This is a genomic window from Streptomyces caatingaensis, assembly GCF_001187435.1.
Classification (GTDB): domain Bacteria; phylum Actinomycetota; class Actinomycetes; order Streptomycetales; family Streptomycetaceae; genus Streptomyces; species Streptomyces caatingaensis.
The window spans coordinates 257210-278669 of the sequence record NZ_LFXA01000009.1 but is presented as its reverse complement, the minus strand read 5'-3'; the positions used below and the strand labels follow the sequence as shown (position 1 = coordinate 278669).

The following is a 21460-nucleotide window of genomic DNA, read 5'->3' as shown; positions in this document are numbered from 1 at the left end:
TTGATCTCCACGGAACGCAGCACCGCCGCCATCGCCGCCGCCGAGGCCCACGGCGCCCACAACTACCACCCCCTGCCCGTCGTGATCACCAGCGCCGAGGGCGCGTGGATGACGGACGTGGAGGGCCGCCGCTACCTCGACATGCTCGCCGGCTACTCGGCGCTCAATTTCGGCCACGGCAACCGGCGTCTGCTCGACGCGGCCCGGGCCCAGCTGGAGCGGGTCACCCTCACCTCCCGCGCCTTCCACCACGACCGGTACGCCGACTTCTGCGCCGAACTCGCCGCGCTGTGCGGCAAGGACATGGTGCTGCCGATGAACACCGGCGCCGAGGCGGTCGAGACCGCCGTGAAGACCGCCCGGAAGTGGGGCTACCGGGTCAAGGGCGTGCCGGACGGCCGGGCGAAGATCGTCGTCGCCGACAACAACTTCCACGGCCGCACGACCACGATCATCAGCTTCTCGACCGACCCCGAGGCGCGGGCGGACTACGGCCCGTACACCCCCGGCTTCGAGATCGTCCCCTACGGCGACCTCGCCGCCCTCTCGGCGGCCGTCGACGAGCACACGGTGGCGGTGCTCCTGGAGCCCGTCCAGGGCGAGGCCGGCGTCCTCGTCCCGCCGCCCGGCTACCTGGCGGGGGTCCGGCGGCTGACCGCCGAGCGGAACGTCCTCTTCGTCGCGGACGAGATCCAGTCCGGGCTCGGGCGCACCGGGCGGACGTTCGCCTGCGAGCACGAGGGCGTGGTGCCCGACATGTACGTCCTGGGCAAGGCGCTGGGCGGCGGCGTGGTGCCGGTGTCGGCCGTCGTCGCGTCGAGCGAGGTGCTCGGCGTGTTCCGGCCCGGCGAGCACGGCTCCACGTTCGGGGGGAACCCGCTGGCCTGCGCGGTGGCCCTGGAGGTGATCGCCCTCCTCAGGACGGGCGAGTACCAGGAGCGGGCCGCCGAGCTGGGCGAGCACCTCCACCGCGAGCTGGGCCTCCTCGTCGGCCGGGGCGCGGTGGAGGCCGTCCGCGGCCGGGGCCTGTGGGCGGGCGTCGACATCGCGCCGGCGCGGGGGACGGGCCGCGAGATCTCCGAACGGCTCCTGGAGCGCGGCGTCCTGGTCAAGGACACCCACGGCTCGACGATCCGCATCGCCCCGCCGCTGGTCATCTCCAAGGAGGACCTGGACTGGGGGCTGGACCAGCTCCGCGCCGTGCTGGCGGGGTAGCGCCCGGCACGCCGGGGCCGTCGCGCCGTCACACCAGGGCCCCGGCCAGGTAGGCGTACGCCTCGGTGAGCCACCGCTGCTCGCCCCGCTCCCGGCCCGACACCGCCGCCATCGCGCAGCGCAACTGCGCCCACCCGACGGCCCGTCGGCGGTCGAGCCCCGCCGCCTCGGCGAAGACCGCGAGGCGGCGGCGCAGCTCCGCCACCGGGTCGGGGGCCGCCAGCAGCTCCTCGTGGCGGCTGCGCACCATGGTGAAGGCGTCGTACGCCGGGTCGCCGACGACGCCCTTCGGGTCGATCGCCAGCCACTCCTCGCGTCCGCCGCGCAGGACGTTGCGCGCGTGCAGGTCGCCGTGGACGAGGAGGTCCGGCTGGGCGGCGCCCAGGTCGCGGACGGCGGCCAGGGCCGCGTCCCGTACGCGCGGCGGCAGGTCGCCGCGCCGCAGGAGCCGCTCCCACTCCCCCGCCCGGGCGTCGAGGCGCGGCAGGCGGGGCGGGGCGGGGACGGCCAGGCGGCGGGCGAGGGCGCCGGCCGCGGCCATCGCCTCGTCGGTCCCGGGGAGGTCCACGAGGCTGCCGGGGCCCGCGCGTTCGAGCAGCATCGCGAACGCGGCGTCGTCCCGCTCCAGGAGCCGGACGGCGCCCCGGCCGCCCCAGGCGGCGAACGCGTCGGGCTCGTGGACGTTGCCCGGGTGCGGGAAGGAGACCTTGAGGACGGCGCCGCCGCCCGGCCCGACGGGGACGACGATCCCCACCTGCCCGTGCGTCACCGCCCCGTCCGGGACGAGCCCCCACCGTCCGAGCAGCCGGGAGAGGAGCCCGGGCAGCCCGCGGAGCCAGCGCCGTCCCGCCTCGCCCTCGCGGGCGGCGGTGAGCCGCGCGAACTCGGCGGGGACCGGCGGCACTTGGGAGAGCCGGGGTGTCTCCGCGGCCGTCGGCGCCCCTGAGAGCGGCGCCCCGGCGGCCCCGGGCGCTCCGGAGGCCGGCCGTGCCGCGGGAGGCGGCGGGGTTCCGGGGGTCAGCACGGCTCTCCCGCGATCCCGGCCGGCAGCCCGTAGCCGTCCTCCAGGTCGGCCGGGACGGGGACGGGGACCGCCCGCGCGATCCTCGCGACGACCGCGAACATCTCGTCCGCCGGCACCTCGCCGTCCGCCACGCCCAGCGCCGCGGCGACGCCGGCGTCGGCGAGCGCGCGGGCCGGGCCGGTGTCCCAGGGGCCGGGCAGGATCAGCGGGTCGCCGGGCCGTCGTCCGTGGTGCGGGGAGCGCAGTATGGCGGCGTTGTCGGTCATGGACCGCAGCCTAGGCCGTCAACCGGCCGCCGGCACCGCCCACTTGGCCCGCCCGCGGCCCCGGACCGCCCCGCCGTCAGTGGCCCGGTCTATCGTGTCCGGACATTGTGGACGACGGGGGACTGGAGAAATGGCGGGCAGAAGACTGCGGTCGAGCACGGTGATCCTCGGCGGCATGGGCGTGCTGGCGACGGCGCTGACGTCGTGCGGGTCCGAGCCGGACAAGCGGTGCGTCGACCCGAAGAGCTACGACGTGACGCGGGGCTACCGCGTCCTGGACGCGAAGGCGTGCAAGGACGGCTCCGGCCCGGCCGGCGGCACGGGCCGCTGGTACTACGGCTCCGGCCGCTCCTCGGGCGGCTACGCCGACAACGGCACGTTCGTCAAGAGCCAGGCCGTGGACCGGGGCGGCTTCGGCTGCTCCTCGTCCGGCACGGGCGGCGGGTGAGCGGCATGCGGCGCCACCGCACGACCCCGCGCCCCCACTGGCAGGAGACCGTCGAGGAGCAGGGGGTGGTCTATCCCCTCACACGCCACCCCGACGGCGTCCTGCGCCCGTACTGGGACGAGAGCGCCTACTACTCCTTCCCGCCGGCCGAGGTCGAGGCCCTGGAGCAGGTCGTCGCCGAGCTGCACGCGATGTGCCTGGAGGCGGCGGAGCACATCGTGACCGCCGGCCGCCTCGCCGAACTCGGCATCGTGGACGGGCGGCTGGCCGCCCTCGTCGCCGAGTCCTGGCGGCGCCGGGACGAACTGCCGTGGCTGTACGGCCGGTTCGACCTGCGGTACGACGGCCGCGGCGGCCCGGCCAAGCTGCTGGAGTACAACGCGGACACCCCCACCTCGCTGGTGGAGGCGGCGAGCGCCCAGTGGTTCTGGATGGAGGACCGCTTCGGCGACCGCCCCGGGGCGGACCAGTGGAACTCCCTGCACGAGCGGCTCGTCGCGGCGTGGCGGCGGCAGGCGCCCCTCCTGCCGCCGGGCGCGCCCGTGCACTTCGCGCACTCCGCCGCCGACGAGATCGGCGAGGACCTGATGACCGTCGCCTACCTCCGCGAGACGGCCGCCCAGGCCGGGCTCGACACCCGCGCGGTCGCCATGGAGGAGATCGGCTGGGACCGGCTCTCGCAACGGTTCGTCGACCAGCGGTACGGGTTCGTCCGGGCCTGCTTCAAGCTCTACCCGTGGGAGTGGCTGGCCACGGACCGGTTCGGCCCGCACGTGCTGGACACCCTCGACAACGGCGGCGGCACGGGCTCCACCCTGTGGATCGAGCCGGCCTGGAAGATGCTGCTCTCCAACAAGGCGCTCCTGGCGGTCCTCTGGGAGCTCTTCCCCGGTCACCCGAACCTGCTGCCCGCCCACCTCGACGGCCCGCGCGACCTGGCCTCCTCCGGCCCCGGCTACGTCTCGAAGCCGCTCCTCGGGCGCGAGGGCGCCGGCGTCCGGCTCCACCCCGCCGGCGCCCCGCCCGCCGCCCCGCGCGACGAGCCGTGCTGCTACCAGGAGCTGGCGCCCCTCCCCGACTTCGACGGCAACCGCGTGGTGCTCGGCGCCTGGGTCGTGGACGGCGAGCCGGCGGGGCTGGGCCTGCGCGAGTCGGCGGGGCCGGTGACGGACGGGTACGCGCGGTTTGTCCCGCACGTGATCCTGCCGTCGCCGGACGCCGGGCCGTCCCCCGAGGACCGGCCCGCCCCGGGTGCCCGGCCCGCCACGAGTGCCCGGCCCGCCCCGGGTGTCAGGCCACCCACTCCTTCCACACGTCCGGATGCCGCTTGACCCAGCGCTCCGCCGCGTCCTCCGCCGACAGCCTGTCCTCGGCCATCAGCTGGGCGACCTCGTTCTGGTCGCGCTTCGTCCAGCGGAACTTCTTCAGGAAGGACGCGGCGTCGCCGCCCTTCCGGGCGAAGCCGGCGTTGAGGTACTTCTTCAGACGGGACGTGGGATAGGCGCAGTCGACGGAGTCGGGGTCCTTGTCGCCCTTCGCCGCGCACTCGTCGGTGTACGGCGGGAGCTTGACCTCGACCATCGGGACCTCGTTGAAGAGCCACTGCGGCTCGTACCAGTAGGTCAGGAACGGCTTGCGGTCCTTGGCGAACTGCTTGATCTGGGTGATCTGCGCCGCCTCGGAGCCCGCGAAGACCACCTGGTAGTCCAGGTTCAGGTTCTTCACGAGCGCCTTGTCGTGGGTGACGTAGGACGGCGAGCCGTCGAGGAGCTGGCCCTTGCCGCCGCTCTCGGGCGTGCGCAGCTGCGCCGCGTACTTGTTGAGGTTCCTCCAGTCGAGGACGTCGGGGTGCGCGTCCGCGAAGTACTTCGGGACCCACCAGCCGATGTGGCCGTCGACCCCGAGGCCGCCGCCGTCGGCGACGGTCTTCTTGTCGCGGACGTAGCGCTGTTCCTGCTCGGGGTGGCCCCAGTCCTCCAGGATCGCGTCCACGCGGCCCTGGCTGAGCGCGTCCCAGGCCGGCACCTCGTCCACCTGGACGGTGTCGACCCGGTAGCCGAGCTCGTGCTCCAGCAGGTACTGCGCGACGGCCGCGTTGGCACGGGCGCCGACCCAGGACTGGACGGAGAGCGTCACGGACTTCGCGCCCGCCGCGTCGGCGTAGGGCGAGCCCTGCTTCGTCATGTCGGCGGCGCCGCAGCCGGTGAGGGCCAGGAGGCCGAAGGCGGCCGCGGCGGCGGCCAGGTGCTTAGCGCGCATCGTGCGCCCCCTTCGTCGGCTGGGTGACCCGGTCGAGCATCAGCCCCAGGCAGGCGATCGAGACGCCGGCGACCAGGCCGACGGCGAGGTCGCCGCGCGCCAGGCCGAAGACGACCTCGTAGCCGAGTCCGCCGCCGCCCACGAGCGCGCCGATGATGACGACCGACAGGACGAGGACGACCGCCTGGTTCACGGCGAGCAGCAACGCGGGCCGGGCCAGCGGGAACTGGACCTGGAGGAGCTGCTGGCGGCCCGTCGCGCCGAGGGAGCGCGAGGACTCCAGCGCGCCGGGGCTGACCGCCCGCAGGCCCTCGCCCGCGATGCGGATGACGGCCGGCAGCGCGTAGACGACGGCCGCCGCGGCGGCCGGGGCGCGGCCGACGCCGAACAGGGCCACCACGGGGATCAGGTAGACGAACTGCGGCATCGTCTGGAACACGTCCAGCACCGGACGGAGCAGCCGCTCCGTGCGGGCGCTGCGCGCCACGGCGACGGCCACGGCGAAGCCGAGGACGAGCGTGGCGGCGACGGCCGCGAGGACCTGGGAGAGGGTGTCCATCGCGGTCGTCCAGCGGCCCATGACGCCGATGGCGGCGAGGGCCGCGACGGCTGTCGCCGTGGTGCGCCAGGTGCCGATCGCCCTGGCGAGGGCGGCCACGAGGAGGAGGGCGGCCCACCAGGGGAGGCCCTGGAGGGTGTCGCGGAGGGGGTCGACGATCCAGCCGGTGTAGTGGGCCGCCCAGTCGGCGGTGCCGCCGATGCCGGGGAGGCCGGTGTAGAGGTGGTCCACCAGCCAGTCCTTGGCCTGGTTGACCGGGCGGGCTATCCGGACGGTCCAGGACCTCGGCCAGGTGTCCGGGACGGTCAGGGCCAGGGCGGCTATGGCGGCCAGGCCGAGCGCCCACGTGGTGGCGGTTCGGGTGCGGGCCGACGTCCCGCCCCGCGGAACGACGGCCCGCGACGTGCGTCCCGACGTCGTCCTGTCCAGGACGACGGCCAGGAGGACGATCGGGATGCCCGCGGCGAGGGCGGCGCCGACGTCGACCGTGGAGAGGGCCTGGTAGACGCGGTCGCCGAGGCCGTCGGCGCCGATGACCGAGGCGATGACGGCCATCGAGAGGGCCATCATGATGGTCTGGTTGACGCCGAGGAGGAGCTGTTCGCGGGCCATCGGGAGACGGGCCGTCAGGAGGCGCTGGCGGGGCGTGGCGCCGAGCGATTCGACCGCCTCCAGGACGCCGCGGTCCGTGGAGCGCAGGCCGAGGGCGGTCAGCCGGGCCATCGGCGGAGCCGCGTAGACGACCGTCGCCAGGACAGCGGGGGCGACGCCGATGCCGAAGACCAGGACGACGGGGAGCAGGTACGCGAAGGCGGGCAGCGCCTGCATCGTGTCGAGGACGGGCCGCAGCACGCGGAACGCGCGCTCCGACAGCCCGGCCGCGAGGCCGAGGAGCGCGCCGACGACGACCGACGCGACGACGGCGACGACCATCAGCGCGAGGGTGCGCATCGTGGGCACCCACATGTCGAGCAGCCCGCAGACGGCGAACGACGCGAGGGCGGTGACGCCGGCCCGTACGCCCGCAGCCCGCCAGGCGACCAGCGCCGCGCCGGCCGTCACTCCGGCCCAGCCGAGGGCGAGGAGCACGACGTACACGGCGTGCACGGCGGCGATGAGGCCCGCGCTGACGTAGCCGAAGAAGTACAGGAAGAGCCAGTGGCTGTCGCGGTTGTCCACGATCCAGTCGCCGGCCGAGCGGAGCGGCCCGTCGAGCGAGACGCTGAGCGCGTCGGGCCAGGCCTCGCTCCCCCACAGGACGTGGGCGAGCGGGGCGAGCACCGCCCCGGCCGCGGCCAGGGGCAGGAGCCTGCGGGCGGCCGGCCGGCGCAGCAGCGCCCGGAGACGGCCCGCGGGCTCCTGGGCCCGGGGAGCCGTGGCCACGGAACGGGGGGTGGTGGTACCGGTGGTGCTCATGCGGCGGCTTTCTCCAGGCGGCCCGGGCCTTCGAGCCCCGCGACGACGCGCAGCAGGCACTTGAAGTCGACGATGCCGACGCACCGTCCGTCGTCGAGGACGCGGGCGGGGCTGCCGTCGCGGGCGACGACGTCGATGGCCTCGGCGACGGTGGTGCCCGCCGCGACGGTGGGCCCGGAGGAGCCCCGGGCCTCGGCGAGGGTGGCCGGGCGCATGGCCCGGCGCACGGTGATGACCTGTTCCCGGGGGACGTCGCGGACGAAGTCGCGGACGTAGTCGTCGGCCGGGGAGCCGACGATCTCCTCGGGGGTGCCGCACTGCACGACGCGTCCGCCGCGCATGAGCGCGATGCGGTCGCCGATGTGCAGGGCCTCGGCGAGGTCGTGGGTGATGAAGACCATGGTGCGGCCCTCGTCGCGGTGCAGCCGGACGACCTCCTCCTGCATGTCGCGGCGGATCAGCGGGTCGAGGGCGCTGAACGGCTCGTCGAACAGCAGGACTTCGGGGTCGGCGGCGAGCGCGCGGGCGAGGCCGACGCGCTGCTGCTGGCCGCCGGAGAGCTGCGCGGGGCGCCGTCCCTCCATGCCGGACAGGCCGACCTTCTCGATCATCTCGGCGGCCTTGGCGCGGCGGCGGAGCTTGGGGACGCCCTGGATCTCCAGGCCGTAGGCCACGTTGTCGAGCACGGTGCGGTGCGGCAGGAGGCCGAAGTGCTGGAAGACCATGGCGGCGCGGCGGCGGCGCAGTTCGCGCAGCGCGTTCCGGTCCATGGCGCAGACGTCCTCGCCGTCGATGGCGATGCTGCCGCTGGTGGGCTCGATGAGCCGGGTGAGGCAGCGCACGAGCGTGGACTTGCCGGAGCCGGAGAGGCCCATGACGACGAAGACCTCGCCGGGGCGGACGTCGAAGGAGACGTCGCGGACGCCGACCGTGCAGCCGGTGCGCTCGCGCAGGGCTTCGGGGGAGAGCTCGGCCAGTTCGGGGGTGGCGGGCACCCGTTCGGCCCGGGGCCCGAAGACCTTCCACAGGTTGCGGACGGAGAAGACGGGCGGCTGGTCCGCGACGCGGGTATCGGCAGCGGTCACTGGCCGTCCCCCCTTCCGGCCGGGGTCCGGGCAAGCAGCTCCGCGCACTTCTCCCCCACCATCAGCACGCCGATCATCGGGTTGACGGCGGGCATCGTCGGGAAGACGGACGCGTCGGCGATGCGCACGCCGTCCAGGCCGCGGATGCGCAACTGGGGGTCGACCACGGCGAGTTCGTCGTCGGCGGCGCCCATGCGGCAGGTGCCGGCCGGGTGGTAGACGGTGTGGGCGACCTTGCGGGCGTACTCGCTGATCTCCTCGTCCGTGGTGATCTCCGGGCCGGGGCAGACCTCGCGCTTGAGCCAGCCGGCCAGCGGCTCGGCCTTGGCTATCTCGCGGGCGAGCTTGATGCCGTCGACCAGGGTGCGGGCGTCGTAGTCCTCCTCGTCCGTGAAGTAGCGGAAGTCGAGGGCGGGCTTGACGGCCGGGTCGGCGCTGGTGAGGTAGAGGCGGCCGCGGCTGCGGGGCTTGGGGATGTTGGGGGTCATCGACACGCCGTGCTCGGGCTTCTCGTAGCCCAGGCGCTCGGGGTTGTCGGTGAAGGGGATCTGGTAGAAGTGGAACATCAGGTCGGGACCGGTGGAGTCGGGGTCCCGGCGGACGAAGAGGCCCGCGTCGGAGTCCATCGCCGAGTTCTCGGGGATCGGCCCGTCGGTCTCCCAGACGATCACCGACTCGGGGTGGTCGAGCAGGTTCTCGCCGACGCCCGGCAGGTCGTGGACGACGGGGATGCCGAGGGCGTCCAGGTCGGCCTTGGGGCCGATGCCGGAGTGCAGCAGCAGCCGCGGCGTGTCGACGGCGCCGGCGCACAGGACGACCTCGCGGCCGGCCTCGACCAGCAGTTCCCGGCCGTCCGCGGTGCGGGCGCGGACGCCGGTGGCGCGGGTGCCGTCCAGTTCCAGCCGGTGCACCCAGGTCTCCAGCAGGATGCGGAGGTTGGGGCGGTCGCCGGCCTCGATGTGGGGGTGGAGGTAGGCGACGGAGGCGGAGGACCGCTTGTTGTTCTCGGGGTGGTAGGCGAGGTCGAAGAAGCCGACGCCCTCGTGGAAGGGGGCCTTGTTGAAGCCCTCGACGCGCGGCACGTCCGCCGTCTTCCGCGCGGCCTCGACGAAGTCGCGGGCGATGGCGTTGCGGTCCTTCTCGTCCACCGGGACGATGTTGTTGCGCAGCTTGCCGAAGTACGGGTCCATGGAGGCCACGTCCCAGCCCTCGGCGCCGGCGGCGGCCCACTCGTCCCAGTCGCCGGGCAGCGGCTTGAAGGAGATGAGGGTGTTGTGCGAGGAGCAGCCCCCGAGCACCCGGGCGCGGCTGTGGCGGATGTGCGAATTGCCGCGCGGCTGCTCGGTGGTGGGGTAGTCGTAGTCCAGGTCGCCGCCGAGCAGCCCGAGCCAGCGGCGCAGGGTGAGGACGTCGGGGCGGTCGATGTCGGTGGGGCCGCCCTCGATGACGACGACATGGGTGCCGGGGTCCTCGGCGAGGCGGGAGGCGATCACCGAACCGGCGGTGCCGCCGCCGACGACGACGTAGTCAGCGGTGATCTTCTCAACTGCGGGGCCAACTGCGGGGGGCATACGGGGCTACTCCTCTGTTGCTGAAGGTGCTTCGCTGGTGAGTGGTGTGCGTGGGTCAGCCGGCGAACCAGCGGACGGGGGCGGGCGCGAGGTTCTGGTAGACGTGCTTGGTCTCGCGGTACTCGGCGAGTCCGGCGGGCCCGAGTTCGCGGCCGGTGCCGGACTTGCCGAAGCCGCCCCACTCCGCCTGCGGCAGGTAGGGGTGGAAGTCGTTGATCCACACGGTGCCGTGCCGCAGCCGGCCGGCCACGCGGCGGGCGCGCCCCGCGTCGCGGGTCCAGACGGCGCCGGCGAGGCCGCACTCCGTGTCGTTGGCGAGGGCGACGGCCTCGTCCTCGGTGCGGAAGGTCTCGACGGTGAGGATCGGGCCGAAGGTCTCCTCGCGGACGACCCGCATGCCGCGGTTGCACCGGTCGAGGACGGTCGGCTCGTAGAAGTAGCCGGTGGCGGGCCGGGTTTCGCTCGGCTCGGGGCGGGCGCCGCCGCAGCGCAGCACCGCGCCCTCGGCGAGCGCGGACGCCACGTACGCCTCGGTCTTGGCGAGCTGCGCGGCGGAGACGAGCGGGCCGCACTCGACGCCCGGCTCGGTGCCGCGGCCGAGGCGGATCTTCTCGGCGCGGCGGGCGAGTTCGGTGACGAAGCGGTCGCGGACGGACTCCTCGACGATCAGCCGCGAACCGGCCGAGCAGACCTGGCCGCTGTGGATGAACGCGGCGTTGAGGGCCTGGTCCACGGCGGTGTCGAAGCCCTCGTCGGTGGCGCAGGCGTCGGCGAAGACGACGTTGGGGTTCTTGCCGCCGAGTTCGAGGGCGACCTTCTTGACGGTGGGGGCGGCGGCGGCCATCACCCGGGTGCCGCTGGCGAGTCCGCCGGTGAAGGAGACGAGGTCGACGTCCGGGTGCTCGGAGAAGCGGGCGCCGACGGGGTCGCCGGGGCCGGTGACGATGTTGGCGACACCGGCGGGCAGTCCGGCCTCGACGAGGAGGCGGATCAGGCGTACGGTCGACAGCGGGGTGATCTCGCTGGGCTTGACGACGAAGGTGTTGCCCGCGGCGAGCGCCGGGGCGATCTTCCAACTGGCCTGGAGCAGCGGGTAGTTCCAGGGGGTGATGAGCGCGCAGACGCCGACGGGCTCGTGGACGACGACGCTGTGGACGGTGTCGCTCCCGGCGTCCACGACGCGACCGCCGCCCTCTGCGACGACGAGGTCGGCGAAGTACCGGAAGGCGTTGGTGACGTCGTCCACGTCGACCCGGCCCTCCTCCAGCGTCTTGCCGGTGTCGCGGCTCTCGACGAGCGCGATCTCCTCGCGGTCGCGCTGGAGCAGGTCGGCGACGCGGCGCAGGAGGGCCGCGCGCTCGGCGACGGGGGTGCGCGGCCAGGGGCCGTCGTCGAACGCCCGCCGGGCCGCGGCCACCGCGGCGTCCGCGTCGGCGGCGCCGCCCTCGGCGACGACGGCCAGGACCTTGGCGTCGGCCGGGTCGAGCACCTCCCGCCGGTCACCGGATGCGGCGCCCCGCCACACTCCGTCCACGTGGATCGTCTCGACTCCGGACATCGTCTGCCTTCCGTGCGTATGCGAGTGGCCGGGCGCCCAGCGCTCGGCCGTCAACGCGCGGCGCCTAACCGGAACGGCCCGACGTATGCCTCAACAGGCCCGAAAGGTGACCTGAATCACGCCCGCCCCTTCTGTGACATGCCGGGACGGGCCGGGCGGGAGCGGGGGCGCGAGGGCCCGTCCGGCCCGTTGACACGGGCTTCCGGGGCTTATCGTCACGTCATGTCCAAGGCCGAAATAGACGTGATCACCGAAGAGTTCTTCGGGCTCTTCGACAACCGGGGCGGCAGGGCCGTCGACGTGGGGCGGATCCGGGGGCTGTTCCTGCCCGGCGGAGTGATCGTCAGGACCGGGCCGGAGTTCGCCGCGTACTCGGTGGAGGAGTTCGCCGCACCCCGGCAGCGGCTGCTGACCGGGGGCCGGCTGGTGGAGTTCACCGAGTGGGAGACGTCCGAACGGACCGAGATCGCCGGGGACATCGCGACGCGCCGCCTCGAGTACCGCAAGTCCGGGACGCTGGACGGGGTGCCGTTCGAGGGCGGCGGGACCAAGCACATCCAGTTCGTCCGCACCCCGCAGGGCTGGCGGATCGCGGCGGTCACCTGGTACGACCGGCCCTGAACGGCGGCCGGCGGCCGGGGATTCAGCCGATTGGGCCTGTGCACGGCGGGGCCGCCGCTGTCAGCCTGGACCAGGGGGGCTCGCGCAGGGCCGCCGCACCGACGGGACCGGCATCGACGGGACCGCCGCACCGACGGGTTCGCGCCAGGGGAGAGACCGGATGAGACGCCGCCGCAGCCGCATCGCCGTTCTGGCCGCCGTCGCCGCCTTCGCCGCGGGCTCAACCGCCGTGGCGGCGGCCGCGGCTGACGGGGAGTCGGCGGAGGAGGGGCCCTGCGCGACCACGACGACCGCCGTCGTCGGACGCGACGGTTCCGTCGTCGCCACCTTCCACGACGGCGACACCAGCTGGGGCGTCAGGATCCACCGGGACGGGCGGATGCGGCAGATGACCGTCTGCGCCGAGTTCACCAGCGTGACGCACCTCGACCACTGAGAGACCCGGTGACGCAGGACAGCGGCCCCGGACCGACGTTCAGAGCGTCGGTCCGGGGCCGCTGTCCTGCGTCACCGGGCGGAGGGCTCAGATGAGGCCGAGCCCGCGGACCGCCTCGCGCTCCTCCTCCAGCTCCTTGACGGAGGCGTCGATGCGGGCGCGGGAGAACTCGTTGATCTCCAGGCCCTGGACGATCGAGTACACGCCGTCCTTGACCGTGACCGGGAAGGACGAGATGAGTCCCTCGGGGACGCCGTAGGAGCCATCCGACGGGATGCCCATGGAGGTCCAGTCGCCCTCGGCGGTGCCGTTGACCCAGGTGTGGACGTGGTCGATGGCGGCGTTGGCGGCGGAGGCGGCCGAGGAGGCGCCGCGGGCCTCGATGATGGCGGCGCCGCGCTTGGCGACGGTCGGGATGAACTCGTCGGCCAGCCACGCCTGGTCGTTCACGATCTCGGCGGCGTTCTTGCCGGCGACCTCGGCGTGGAAGATGTCCGGGTACTGGGTGGCGGAGTGGTTGCCCCAGATCGTCAGGCGCTTGATGTCGGAGACGGCGGCGCCGGTCTTCTTCGCGAGCTGCGAGACCGCGCGGTTGTGGTCGAGGCGGGTCATCGCGGTGAAGCGCTCGCGCGGCACGTCCGGCGCGGCGGCCTGGGCGATCAGCGCGTTGGTGTTGGCCGGGTTGCCGACGACGAGGACCTTGATGTCGTCCGCGGCGTGGTCGTTGATGGCCTTGCCCTGCGGCTTGAAGATGCCGCCGTTGGCCTCCAGCAGGTCGCCGCGCTCCATGCCCTTGGTGCGGGGGCGGGCGCCGACGAGCAGCGCGACGTTGGCGCCGTCGAAGGCCACGTTCGGGTCGTCGGTGATCTCGATGCCGCGCAGCAGCGGGAACGCGCAGTCGTCGAGCTCCATCGCCGTGCCCTCGGCCGCCTTGAGACCCTGCGGGATCTCCAGGAGTCGCAGCTTGACCGGCACGTCGGCGCCGAGGAGATGACCGGAGGCGATGCGGAAGAGCAGCGCGTAGCCGATCTGACCGGCCGCGCCGGTGACGGTGACATTGACGGGAGTGCGGGTCATGGCGATCTCCTGCTGCGAACTGGCGGTGGGTGTCCCTGCCCATGTTGTCCGGACCTCTCTCGGTATCAAGAGATCCGGGCGTCAGGCTATCCGACGGTGCCCTGCCCGGAGGACGGAACCGGTGTGGGACGCCTCACCCGGCGCTACGGCGTCCGCGGGACCGTGCACCCCTGCTCTCCGGAGGTCAGGACGGCGCAGGCCGTGGCCTCTCCGGGGGCGGAGACGGCGACCATCGTGGTGTGGCCGTCCGTGCCGCGCCCTATGCGGCCGGCACCGCTGCTCCGGGCGGCGCTGACGCGCAGGCTGTCGCCCGGGGCGCCCTGGGTCATCCGCGCCCAGGCGGCCTTGCAGGTGTCGCTGTAGCGGACCTCCAGATACGCCTCGCCGACGGTCGCCGAACCGGCCGTCGTCGCGTGCTGCCCGCCGCAGCCCATGGTCTCCGGGTCCTTGCCCGTGCAGCCGCCGCCCGTGCAGCCGACGCCCGCGGGCAGCGCCGCCCGGCCCCCCGCCGAGGGGGCGGCGGCCAGCGGGGCGGCCCGCTGCGCGCCCTCCGGCCCGCTGCCGAGCAGCAGCACGGCCGAGACGGCGACCAGCAGGGTGCCGAGGACACCGGTGGTGAACAGCAGCACCGGACGGCGGCGGCCCGGACGGCGGGGGCGCCCGTCCGCCAGGGGGATGGCCCTGGCCCGTACGTCGACGTCGCCGTCCGGGCGCGCGGGCGCCGGCGGGGGCGGCGCCTCCGCGAGCCCCTCCGCCCCGAACGCGGCCGCGGCCCGCTCCTCCAGCCGCGTCGGCTCGGACCGCGCCCGAACGGTCCGCGGCGCGGCGGGCTGGGGGGCGGCGGTCTGCGGCGCGGCGGGCTGGGGGGCGGGGCCGACGCCCAGCGCCGCCTTCGCCTCCGCGACCCGCAGGTCCTCCATCGTCACGTCGTGCCGCAGCTCGGCGCGGCTCCAGGCGCGCTCCGCCAGCTCCCAGAGCGTGCCCAGGTGCCCCACGTCGGTGCCCGTCGCCTCGGCGAGCGCGTCGGCGGCGCCGCGCGGCGGCAGCAGCCGGCCGTTGAGGTACCGCTCCCACGAGGTCTTGCTGTACCCGGTGCGGTCGGCGACCGCACCGATGCCCAGCCCGCTCCGCTCCACGATCCTGCGCAACTGTTCGGCGAACTCCCGCACCTGCGGGTCGAGTTCCTCCGGCAACGCTCTCCAGCGAGGCATGGCCCCTCCCCCATCGTCCCCCTGCGTACCGGTGCTACCCAGGGGAGGGCCGGAACCTGCGCGCCGGTTCCCGCCCCTCGGGCGCATCGGGGCGTTAGGGGTTGATCAACCCCTGCCGGCGCACGCCCCTGCGGCGGTCGGTCATCCGTCCGCGCCGGGCTCCGACCCCCGGCCCGCGGCCTTGGTACGGGACCGTGACACCGTCCGTGACCTCGTACCGGAACTGTCCGTTCCGCGTCACAAGGGCCGGCCCGGCCTTGATCGGCGAGGCGGTCGGTCACGATCCTCGTCCGGGAGCGGCGGCCTGTCCCCCCACGGGGGTGGAGGACAGGCCGTCCGCTCCCCCGGCCCCCGGCGAGGCCCCCTCCCGGGCCGGCGCGAAGCACTCGGGCCCGCCGTCGTCACCGGCGGCGTCGAAGCACACCCGCGCCGCGAACGGCTCCTTCGTCGCCGTCATGGCCGTCGAGAGGTAGACCTCGGTGTCCCGCCGGCTCGCGGCCCGTACGCGCTTGGGGTCGGCGCCCGGCAGCGACAGCTCGACACGGTCCCCGATCCGCAGGTGGCTCGCCTTCGCCCACACCGCCCCGCACCTCTCCGCGTACCGGATCGCGATCTCCTGCCCGCCGGCCAGCCTGCGCCGCTGGAGCGTCACCGCCATGCCCTGGGCCCCGCACCCCATCTCCTGCGGGTCCGCGCCCTCGCAGTCCGCCCCCGCGCACCCGGGCGCCCACGACTGCTCGTACGAGGCGGAGGGCGGGGCACCGCCGGGCGGTGCCCCGCCGGAGGCGTGCCGCCCGGGGACGAGGGAGAGCAGCACCGCGGCGAGGGCCGCGGCGAGGACGGCGCCGACGACGGCGTACGCCCGTACGGGCCGGCGGCGGACCTTCACCGGCGCCGCCGCCTCCGCCGGGGGAGCGGCCGCGGGCACCGGCGCCGACCGGCCGCTCCACCGCTGCTCGGCCAGCTCCCACAGCGCCACCAGCCGCCCCGCCGGCTCCCCGGCCAGCCCGCAGAGCGCCTCGACCGCCTGCCGGGGCGGAACGGTCTTGCCGTTGAGATAGCGCTCCCACGACGACTTGCTGTACGGCGTGCGCCCCGCGAGCGCGGCCAGGCTCAGCCCTGTGCGCTCCCGCAGCGCGCGCAGCTCCCCGGCGAGCGCCGCGCACTCCGCCGGCAGCGGTCGGCCGCCGCTCACCGCCGCAGCTCCGCCCAGGTGTCCGGTCCGACGATGCCGTCCACGACCAGGTGCCGGTCCTTCTGGAAGCGCTGGGCCGCGGCCTTGGACCTGGGGCCGTACGCGCCGTCCGTCAGCCCCGGGTCGTAGCCGTGGTGGCGCAGGAGGCACTGCGCCTCCAGGACCTCCCAGCCCGACGACTTGAGGTCCATGAGCGCGGTGCGGGTCGCGCTGTAGCCCGCGCGCAGCTCCCCGTGCTCGCGCCGGACCTCGCAGGGGCGGGAGCGGCCCTGGACGAAGACGAACGCGGGCGGCGCGCTCCCGCCCGCCGCGCCGCCCCCGCCGCCGTCGTCCTGCCAGGGCCGCGCCACCAGCAGCCCCGCGGCCAGGGCCGCGACGAGCACCGCGACCGCCCCGGCGAGCACGCGGGCGCGCCGGGACCTCCGCGGCGCCTCCTCCCGCACCGCCGGTTCCGCCACGGACCAGGCCGCGGCGGCGAGTTCGTGCAGCACCAGCAGGCGGACCGGATCCGTGGCGCAGACCCGCGCCAGCTCCTCCACGGCCTCCCGCGGCGGGAGCTGGCGGCCGTTGAGGTAACGCTCCCACGAGGAGCGGCTGTACGAGGTCTTGGCCGCCAGCGCGGCCAGGCTCAGCCCGCTGCGGTCCTTCAACCTCCGCAGCTGGACGACGAGTTGGACCACATGATCGTCGAGCGAGGCCGGCAGTTCCTTCCAACGCCGCATGTTCCACCCCATACGCGTCTCGTCCCCCGGGGCCACTGGGCCCTTGTGCCGCACATCATGTGCGACGCCGGGGCGGCGAACGCCGCGCGGTGCGGGGGCGGCCGCCGGTTTCGGCCAGCCCCGGCGGCCGCCGCCCGTCCCGTGACGGCCGCACGGCGTATGCCGTCCCCGCAGGTCACCGCGCGGGACGTCCCGCGACGACCCAACTGGAGCGGGTTCCTTGCCCGTTGGGGATGTGGCGCATCAGAGTCTGTGCCGTGGGCAGGGGCGGCGCGGTCCACCCCGCGCCGCCCCGGGCCGGGGGGAACACCGCGGCCCGCCCTCCCGCGGGGGAGAGGGCGGGCCGCGGTCCGGGGGCTAGCTGACGGTGAAGTGGAGCACGTCGTCCAGGAAGGGGATCTTCAGCCAGGCGTGCGGCTGGGCCATCAGCGCCAGCAGCAGGATGGCCAGACCCAGCCCGCCGTAGGTGAACATGTCGGTGAACCGCGAGCGCACGGCCAGCATGCCGACGGACGGCAGGGCCCAGCGCAGGACGGCGCCGCCGATCAGCGCGATGCCGATCAGCATCGTCCCGATCCGGAACCCGTCCAGCGCCACGACCAGCAGCCCGACCCCCGTCAGCCCCAGCACCGCCAGCAACGGCCACTGGCGCGCCGGCGCCGGCGCCTCCCCGGAGGCGGCCCGGCCCCCGCCCTCGGGCCGGGCGGTGTCCCGCGTGAACTGCGGGAAGCGGCGGGACGTCCGCGGCCTCCCCGCGCCGCGGGGGGCCTTGGCGCCGGCGGGCCGGTCCTGCTCAGACCGCATCGGCGGCGCGCTCCGCGGCCTGCTGCTCGGCGGCCTCCACGACGTTGACCAGGAGCATGGCGCGGGTCATCGGGCCCACGCCGCCCGGGTTCGGGGAGATCCAGGAGGCGACCTCGGCGACGCCGGGGTCGACGTCGCCCATGATCTTGCCCTCGCCGTCCCGGCTGACGCCGACGTCCAGCACGGCGGCGCCCGGCTTGACGTCCTCCGGCTTGATCAGGTGCCCGACGCCCGCCGCGGCGACGATGATGTCGGCCCTGCGCAGCTGCGCGGAGAGGTCACGGGTGCCGGTGTGGCAGAGGGTGACCGTGGCGTTCTCGGAACGGCGGGTGAGCAGCAGGCCGATCGAGCGGCCGACGGTGATGCCGCGGCCGACGACCACCACATGGGCGCCGTTGATCTCCACCTTGTGGCGGCGCAGCAGCTCGATGATGCCGTTCGGGGTGCAGGGCAGCGGGCCGGGCTCGTTGAGGACGAGGCGCCCCAGGCTCATCGGGTGCAGGCCGTCGGCGTCCTTGGCCGGGTCCATCAGCTCCAGCACCCGGTTGGTGTCGATGCCCTTGGGGAGCGGGAGTTGGACGATGTAGCCGGTGCAGTCGGGGTTGTCGTTGAGCTCGCGGACGACCGCCTCGATCTCCTCCTGCGTGGCGGTGGCCGGCAGCTCGCGCTGGATGGAGCCGATGCCGACCTGGGCGCAGTCGCGGTGCTTGCCGGCGACGTACCACTTGCTGCCGGGGTCGTCGCCGACGAGGAGGGTGCCCAGGCCCGGGGTGATGCCCTTGGCCTTCAGCGCTTCCACGCGGGTGGTGAGTTCGGACTTGATCGCGGCCGCGGTGGCCTTGCCATCGAGAATCTGGGCGGTCATGGCTCCATCTTCCTGGATCCGGCGGTGTCCCTTCCGCTCGGGAGGTGCACCGCCCTGTGTTCGTTCGGTGTTCGCCCGGTCTGCGTGATCACGTTCACGGCAGGATCACGGTCGCGCGGCACTTGAACAACGCCGAGGGTATCGGCTGGACAAAAGTCAAGAGCGCTACGACGATGAATCTCAGTGCCGCGGGCGGTGACGGGGGGCGAGCCGCTCAGCATGGTCCCTCCGGGTTGTCCGCGTCCGTCCCCGCACGACCGACCTCGGAGGAACGTCCCGACCATGAGCTTCGGCGACCAGAACAACCCGTACGGCCAGCCCCCGCAGGCCCCCGGCTACGGCTACCCGCAGCAGGGCGGCCAGCCCTACGCCGCGTACCCGCAGCAGGGCGGCTACGCGATGGCGCCGGTGCCGGCCGAGATGCCGGGGCTCACCAAGGCCGCGCGCGTCTTCATGTGGGTCATCGCGGTGGCCCACATCGGCATCGCCGCGATCTACGGCGTGGCGCTCGCCGCGTTCAGCGACGAGGTCAAGAAGCACGACGACGTGGACGTGCAGAAGTTCGGCGACTTCGGCAAGGGCCTCATCGGCTTCTTCATCGTCCTCGCCGCGGTGTTCGCGGTGATCGGCATCGTCCTGGCGCTGCGCTACGCGAACGGCGGCAACGGCGTCCGCGTCGGCTCGATCGTCTACGCGTCCTTCGGCATCATCAGCGGCCTGGTCAACATCGGCGCGTGGGGCCTGGGTCTGGTCGTCTTCATCCTGGCGATCCTGACCATCGTCTTCTGCGCCAAGCGCGCGTCCGCCGAGTGGTTCCAGCGGCCGCGCTACTGAGCGCCGCCCGCCCCGGCCCGGAGGCCGCACCCCTCACCGGGGGTGCGGCCTCCGGCCGTAGGGCCGCCCGTCAGTGGAGGAAGTGGCGCGTACCGGTGAGGTACATCGTCACCCCGGCCGCCCTCGCGGCCTCCACCACCTGCTCGTCGCGGACCGAACCGCCGGGCTGCACCACGGCCTTGACGCCCGCGGCGGTCAGCACCTCCAGCCCGTCCGGGAACGGGAAGAACGCGTCGGAGGCGGCGTAGGCGCCGCGCGCCCGCTCCTCCCCCGCCCGCGCGACGGCCAGCTTCGCGGAGTCGACGCGGTTGACCTGGCCCATGCCGACGCCGACGGTGGCGCCGTCCTTGGCGAGCAGGATCGCGTTGGACTTCACCGCGCGGCACGCCTTCCAGGCGAAGGCCAGCTCGGCGAGCTCCGCGGCGGGCAGTGCCTCGCCCGTGGCGAGCGTCCAGTGGGCGGGGTCGTCGCCCTCGGCCTGGAAGAGGTCGGAGTGCTGGAGCAGCACACCGCCGGAGACCGGCTTGAGGTCGCCCGGCTGGTGCGGGTCGCCCTCCACCCGCAGCACGCGGATGTTCTTCTTCCGGGCGAGGATCTCGACGGCGCCGTCCTCGTAGGCCGGCGCGGCGACGACCTCGGTGAAGATCTCGGCGATCTGCTCGGCGAGTTCGACGGTCACCGGGCGGTTGACGGCGATCACGCCGCCGAAGGCGGACAGCGGGTCGCAGGCGTGCGCCTTGCGGTGCGCCTCGGCGACGTCCGAACCGACGGCGATGCCACAGGGGTTGGCGTGCTTGACGATCGCCACGCAGGGCGCGTCGTGGTCGTGGGCGGCGCGCCGCGCGGCCTCGGTGTCCACGTAGTTGTTGAAGGACATCTCCTTGCCGTGCAGCTGCTCGGCGTTGGCGAGCCCGCCGGCCGTGCCGTCGGTGTAGAGGGCGGCGGCCTGGTGCGGGTTCTCGCCGTAGCGGAGGGTGGCCTTGCGCTCCCAGGTCTCGCCGAGGAACTCGGGCAGACCGTCGCCGTCCTCGTCCTCCGGGGCGTAGGCGTTGGTGAACCAGGCGGCCACGGCGACGTCGTAGGCGGCCGTGTGCTGGAACGCGGCGGCGGCCAGCCGCTTGCGGGCGGCGAGGTCGAAGCCGCCGCCGGCGACGGCCTTCAGCACCTCGCCGTACGCGGCGGGGCTGACGACGACGGCGACCGACGGGTGGTTCTTGGCGGCGGCGCGGACCATCGAGGGGCCGCCGATGTCGATCTGCTCGACGCACGCGTCGGGCGAGGCGCCCGAGGCGACGGTCTCGCGGAACGGGTAGAGGTTGACGACGACCAGCTCGAAGGGGCGCACGCCCAGCTCGTCGAGCTGCTCGCGGTGGGCGTCGATCCGCTGGTCGGCCAGGATGCCGGCGTGCACGCGCGGGTGCAGGGTCTTGACCCGGCCGTCCAGGCACTCGGGGAAGCCCGTCAGCTCCTCGACCGGGGTGACCGGCACCCCGGCGGCCGCGATCCGGGCGGCCGTCGAGCCCGTGGAGACGAGCTCGACGCCCGCGCCGTGCAGCCCGCGCGCCAGCTCCTCCAGCCCGGTCTTGTCGTAGACGCTGATGAGCGCCCGGCGGATGGGCCGCTTCGTACCTTCGGCGGTCACGAGATCCGTACCTTTCGTCCCTCAATGCGGTAGCCGTGCCGGGCGAGCCGCCCCACGACCTCGACGAGCAGCGCTCGCTCGACTTCCTTGATCCGCTCGTGCAGAGCGGCCTCGTCGTCCTCGTCCCGGACCTCGACCGCGCCCTGGGCGATGATCGGGCCGGTGTCGACGCCCTCGTCGACGAAGTGGACGGTGCACCCGGTGACCCGCACGCCGTACGCGAGGGCGTCGCGCACACCGTGGGCACCGGGAAAACTGGGCAGCAGGGCGGGGTGCGTGTTGACCGTCCGCCCGCCGAACCGGGCGAGGAAGTGCCTCCCCAGGATCTTCATGAAGCCCGCCGAGACGACCAGGTCCGGCTCGTACGCGGCGGTCGCCTCGGCCAGGGCCCGGTCCCACTCCTCGCGCGAGGCGAAGTCGCCCACGCGCCGGACGAAGACGGGCAGCCCGGCGCGCTCGGCGCGCTCCAGCCCGGCGATCCCCTCCCGGTCGGCGCCGACGGCCACGACGCGGGCGCCGTAGCCCTCCGGGTCGGCGGCGATCGCGTCCAGCAGGGCCTGCAGGTTCGTCCCCGAGCCGGAGACGAGCGCGACGATGCGGGCGGGACGGGCGGGGACGGCCACGAGGGGGCCCTTTCTGCTGACTGGGGCGT

At 74.4% G+C, this 21460-nt stretch carries 19 protein-coding genes and 2 pseudogenes; 6 read left to right on the top strand and 15 right to left on the bottom strand.

Annotated features, from left to right (window positions below; translation table 11 throughout):
- Window positions 1-1215 carry an ornithine--oxo-acid transaminase gene (gene rocD, locus AC230_RS14530; protein WP_049716597.1) on the top strand — a complete coding sequence of 405 codons (1215 nt, stop codon included), beginning with the start codon at window positions 1-3 and terminating at the stop codon, window positions 1213-1215.
- A 28-nt stretch (window positions 1216-1243) separates the two neighbouring features.
- Here rocD and AC230_RS14525 read toward each other — a convergent pair whose 3' ends face one another.
- A complete protein-coding gene (locus AC230_RS14525; RefSeq protein ID WP_049716596.1) occupies window positions 1244-2119 on the bottom strand; it encodes an aminoglycoside phosphotransferase family protein in 876 nt (291 codons plus the stop codon).
- Window positions 2120-2256: 137 nt separating this feature from the next.
- Window positions 2257-2505, bottom strand: a pseudogene (locus AC230_RS14520) (isocitrate lyase/phosphoenolpyruvate mutase family protein); the annotation flags it as partial.
- Window positions 2506-2635: 130 nt separating this feature from the next.
- Between AC230_RS14520 and AC230_RS14515 the strand changes: the two are divergent.
- Window positions 2636-2953 carry a hypothetical protein gene (locus AC230_RS14515; protein WP_049716595.1) on the top strand — a complete coding sequence of 106 codons (318 nt, stop codon included), beginning with the start codon at window positions 2636-2638 and terminating at the stop codon, window positions 2951-2953.
- A gap of 5 nt (window positions 2954-2958) precedes the next feature.
- Window positions 2959-4158, top strand: a pseudogene (locus AC230_RS14510) (glutathionylspermidine synthase family protein); the annotation flags it as partial.
- Window positions 4159-4243: 85 nt separating this feature from the next.
- Here AC230_RS14510 and AC230_RS14505 read toward each other — a convergent pair.
- From AC230_RS14505 to AC230_RS14485, 5 genes are read right to left on the bottom strand one after another with little or no spacing between them, the layout of a single operon-like run.
- Window positions 4244-5212, bottom strand: coding sequence for an ABC transporter substrate-binding protein (locus AC230_RS14505; RefSeq protein ID WP_049716594.1), 969 nt, complete (start codon window positions 5210-5212; stop codon window positions 4244-4246).
- Window positions 5202-7187 (bottom strand): ABC transporter permease subunit, encoded by a 1986-nt coding sequence (locus tag AC230_RS14500; protein ID WP_049716593.1) that lies wholly within the window; start codon window positions 7185-7187, stop codon window positions 5202-5204. Before AC230_RS14500 ends, AC230_RS14505 begins: the two co-directional genes overlap by 11 nt.
- Complete coding sequence (locus AC230_RS14495; RefSeq protein ID WP_049716592.1) at window positions 7184-8272, bottom strand: quaternary amine ABC transporter ATP-binding protein; 1089 nt, start codon at window positions 8270-8272, stop codon at window positions 7184-7186. Before AC230_RS14495 ends, AC230_RS14500 begins: the two co-directional genes overlap by 4 nt.
- Window positions 8269-9843: a GMC family oxidoreductase gene (locus tag AC230_RS14490; RefSeq protein WP_049716591.1), complete on the bottom strand. Its 1575-nt coding sequence runs from the start codon at window positions 9841-9843 to the stop codon at window positions 8269-8271. Before AC230_RS14490 ends, AC230_RS14495 begins: the two co-directional genes overlap by 4 nt.
- Window positions 9844-9898: 55 nt before the next feature.
- Window positions 9899-11401: an aldehyde dehydrogenase family protein gene (locus tag AC230_RS14485; RefSeq protein ID WP_049716590.1), complete on the bottom strand. Its 1503-nt coding sequence runs from the start codon at window positions 11399-11401 to the stop codon at window positions 9899-9901.
- A 222-nt stretch (window positions 11402-11623) separates the two neighbouring features.
- Between AC230_RS14485 and AC230_RS14480 the strand changes: the two genes are divergently transcribed.
- Window positions 11624-12022, top strand: a complete 399-nt coding sequence (locus AC230_RS14480) for a DUF4440 domain-containing protein (protein ID WP_049716589.1) — start codon at window positions 11624-11626, stop codon at window positions 12020-12022.
- Window positions 12023-12182: 160 nt separating this feature from the next.
- On the top strand, window positions 12183-12458 hold the full coding sequence (locus AC230_RS14475; RefSeq protein ID WP_049716588.1) for a hypothetical protein: 276 nt from the start codon (window positions 12183-12185) through the stop codon (window positions 12456-12458).
- 87 nt (window positions 12459-12545) lie between these two features.
- On the opposite strand, the gene AC230_RS14470 is transcribed toward AC230_RS14475, so the two are convergent.
- The 6 genes from AC230_RS14470 to AC230_RS14445 all read right to left on the bottom strand — a co-directional run bounded on the left by AC230_RS14470 (window position 12546) and on the right by AC230_RS14445 (window position 18332).
- On the bottom strand, window positions 12546-13535 hold the full coding sequence (locus AC230_RS14470) for a malate dehydrogenase (RefSeq protein ID WP_049716587.1): 990 nt from the start codon (window positions 13533-13535) through the stop codon (window positions 12546-12548).
- A 143-nt stretch (window positions 13536-13678) separates the two neighbouring features.
- A complete protein-coding gene (locus AC230_RS14465; RefSeq protein ID WP_049716586.1) occupies window positions 13679-14746 on the bottom strand; it encodes a helix-turn-helix domain-containing protein in 1068 nt (355 codons plus the stop codon).
- Between the two features lie 277 nt (window positions 14747-15023).
- Window positions 15024-15941 carry a helix-turn-helix domain-containing protein gene (locus AC230_RS14460; RefSeq protein WP_053161166.1) on the bottom strand — a complete coding sequence of 306 codons (918 nt, stop codon included), beginning with the start codon at window positions 15939-15941 and terminating at the stop codon, window positions 15024-15026.
- Window positions 15938-16663: a helix-turn-helix domain-containing protein gene (locus AC230_RS14455; protein ID WP_049717002.1), complete on the bottom strand. Its 726-nt coding sequence runs from the start codon at window positions 16661-16663 to the stop codon at window positions 15938-15940. Before AC230_RS14455 ends, AC230_RS14460 begins: the two co-directional genes overlap by 4 nt.
- Window positions 16664-17020: 357 nt before the next feature.
- Window positions 17021-17467 (bottom strand): DUF3017 domain-containing protein, encoded by a 447-nt coding sequence (locus AC230_RS14450; RefSeq protein ID WP_049716585.1) that lies wholly within the window; start codon window positions 17465-17467, stop codon window positions 17021-17023.
- A complete protein-coding gene (locus tag AC230_RS14445) occupies window positions 17457-18332 on the bottom strand; it encodes a bifunctional methylenetetrahydrofolate dehydrogenase/methenyltetrahydrofolate cyclohydrolase (RefSeq protein WP_049716584.1) in 876 nt (291 codons plus the stop codon). The genes AC230_RS14450 and AC230_RS14445 overlap by 11 nt, the downstream gene beginning before the upstream one ends.
- Window positions 18333-18614: 282 nt before the next feature.
- On the opposite strand from AC230_RS14445, the gene AC230_RS14440 reads away from it, so the two are divergent.
- Window positions 18615-19166, top strand: a complete 552-nt coding sequence (locus AC230_RS14440) for a hypothetical protein (protein WP_049716583.1) — start codon at window positions 18615-18617, stop codon at window positions 19164-19166.
- 70 nt (window positions 19167-19236) lie between these two features.
- On the opposite strand, the gene purH is transcribed toward AC230_RS14440, so the two are convergent.
- Together purH and purN are read right to left on the bottom strand one after the other, a co-directional pair.
- Window positions 19237-20808, bottom strand: coding sequence for a bifunctional phosphoribosylaminoimidazolecarboxamide formyltransferase/IMP cyclohydrolase (purH, locus tag AC230_RS14435; protein ID WP_049716582.1), 1572 nt, complete (start codon window positions 20806-20808; stop codon window positions 19237-19239).
- Complete coding sequence (gene purN / locus AC230_RS14430) at window positions 20805-21431, bottom strand: phosphoribosylglycinamide formyltransferase (protein WP_049716581.1); 627 nt, start codon at window positions 21429-21431, stop codon at window positions 20805-20807. Before purN ends, purH begins: the two co-directional genes overlap by 4 nt.
- Window positions 21432-21460 lie beyond the last annotated feature (29 nt).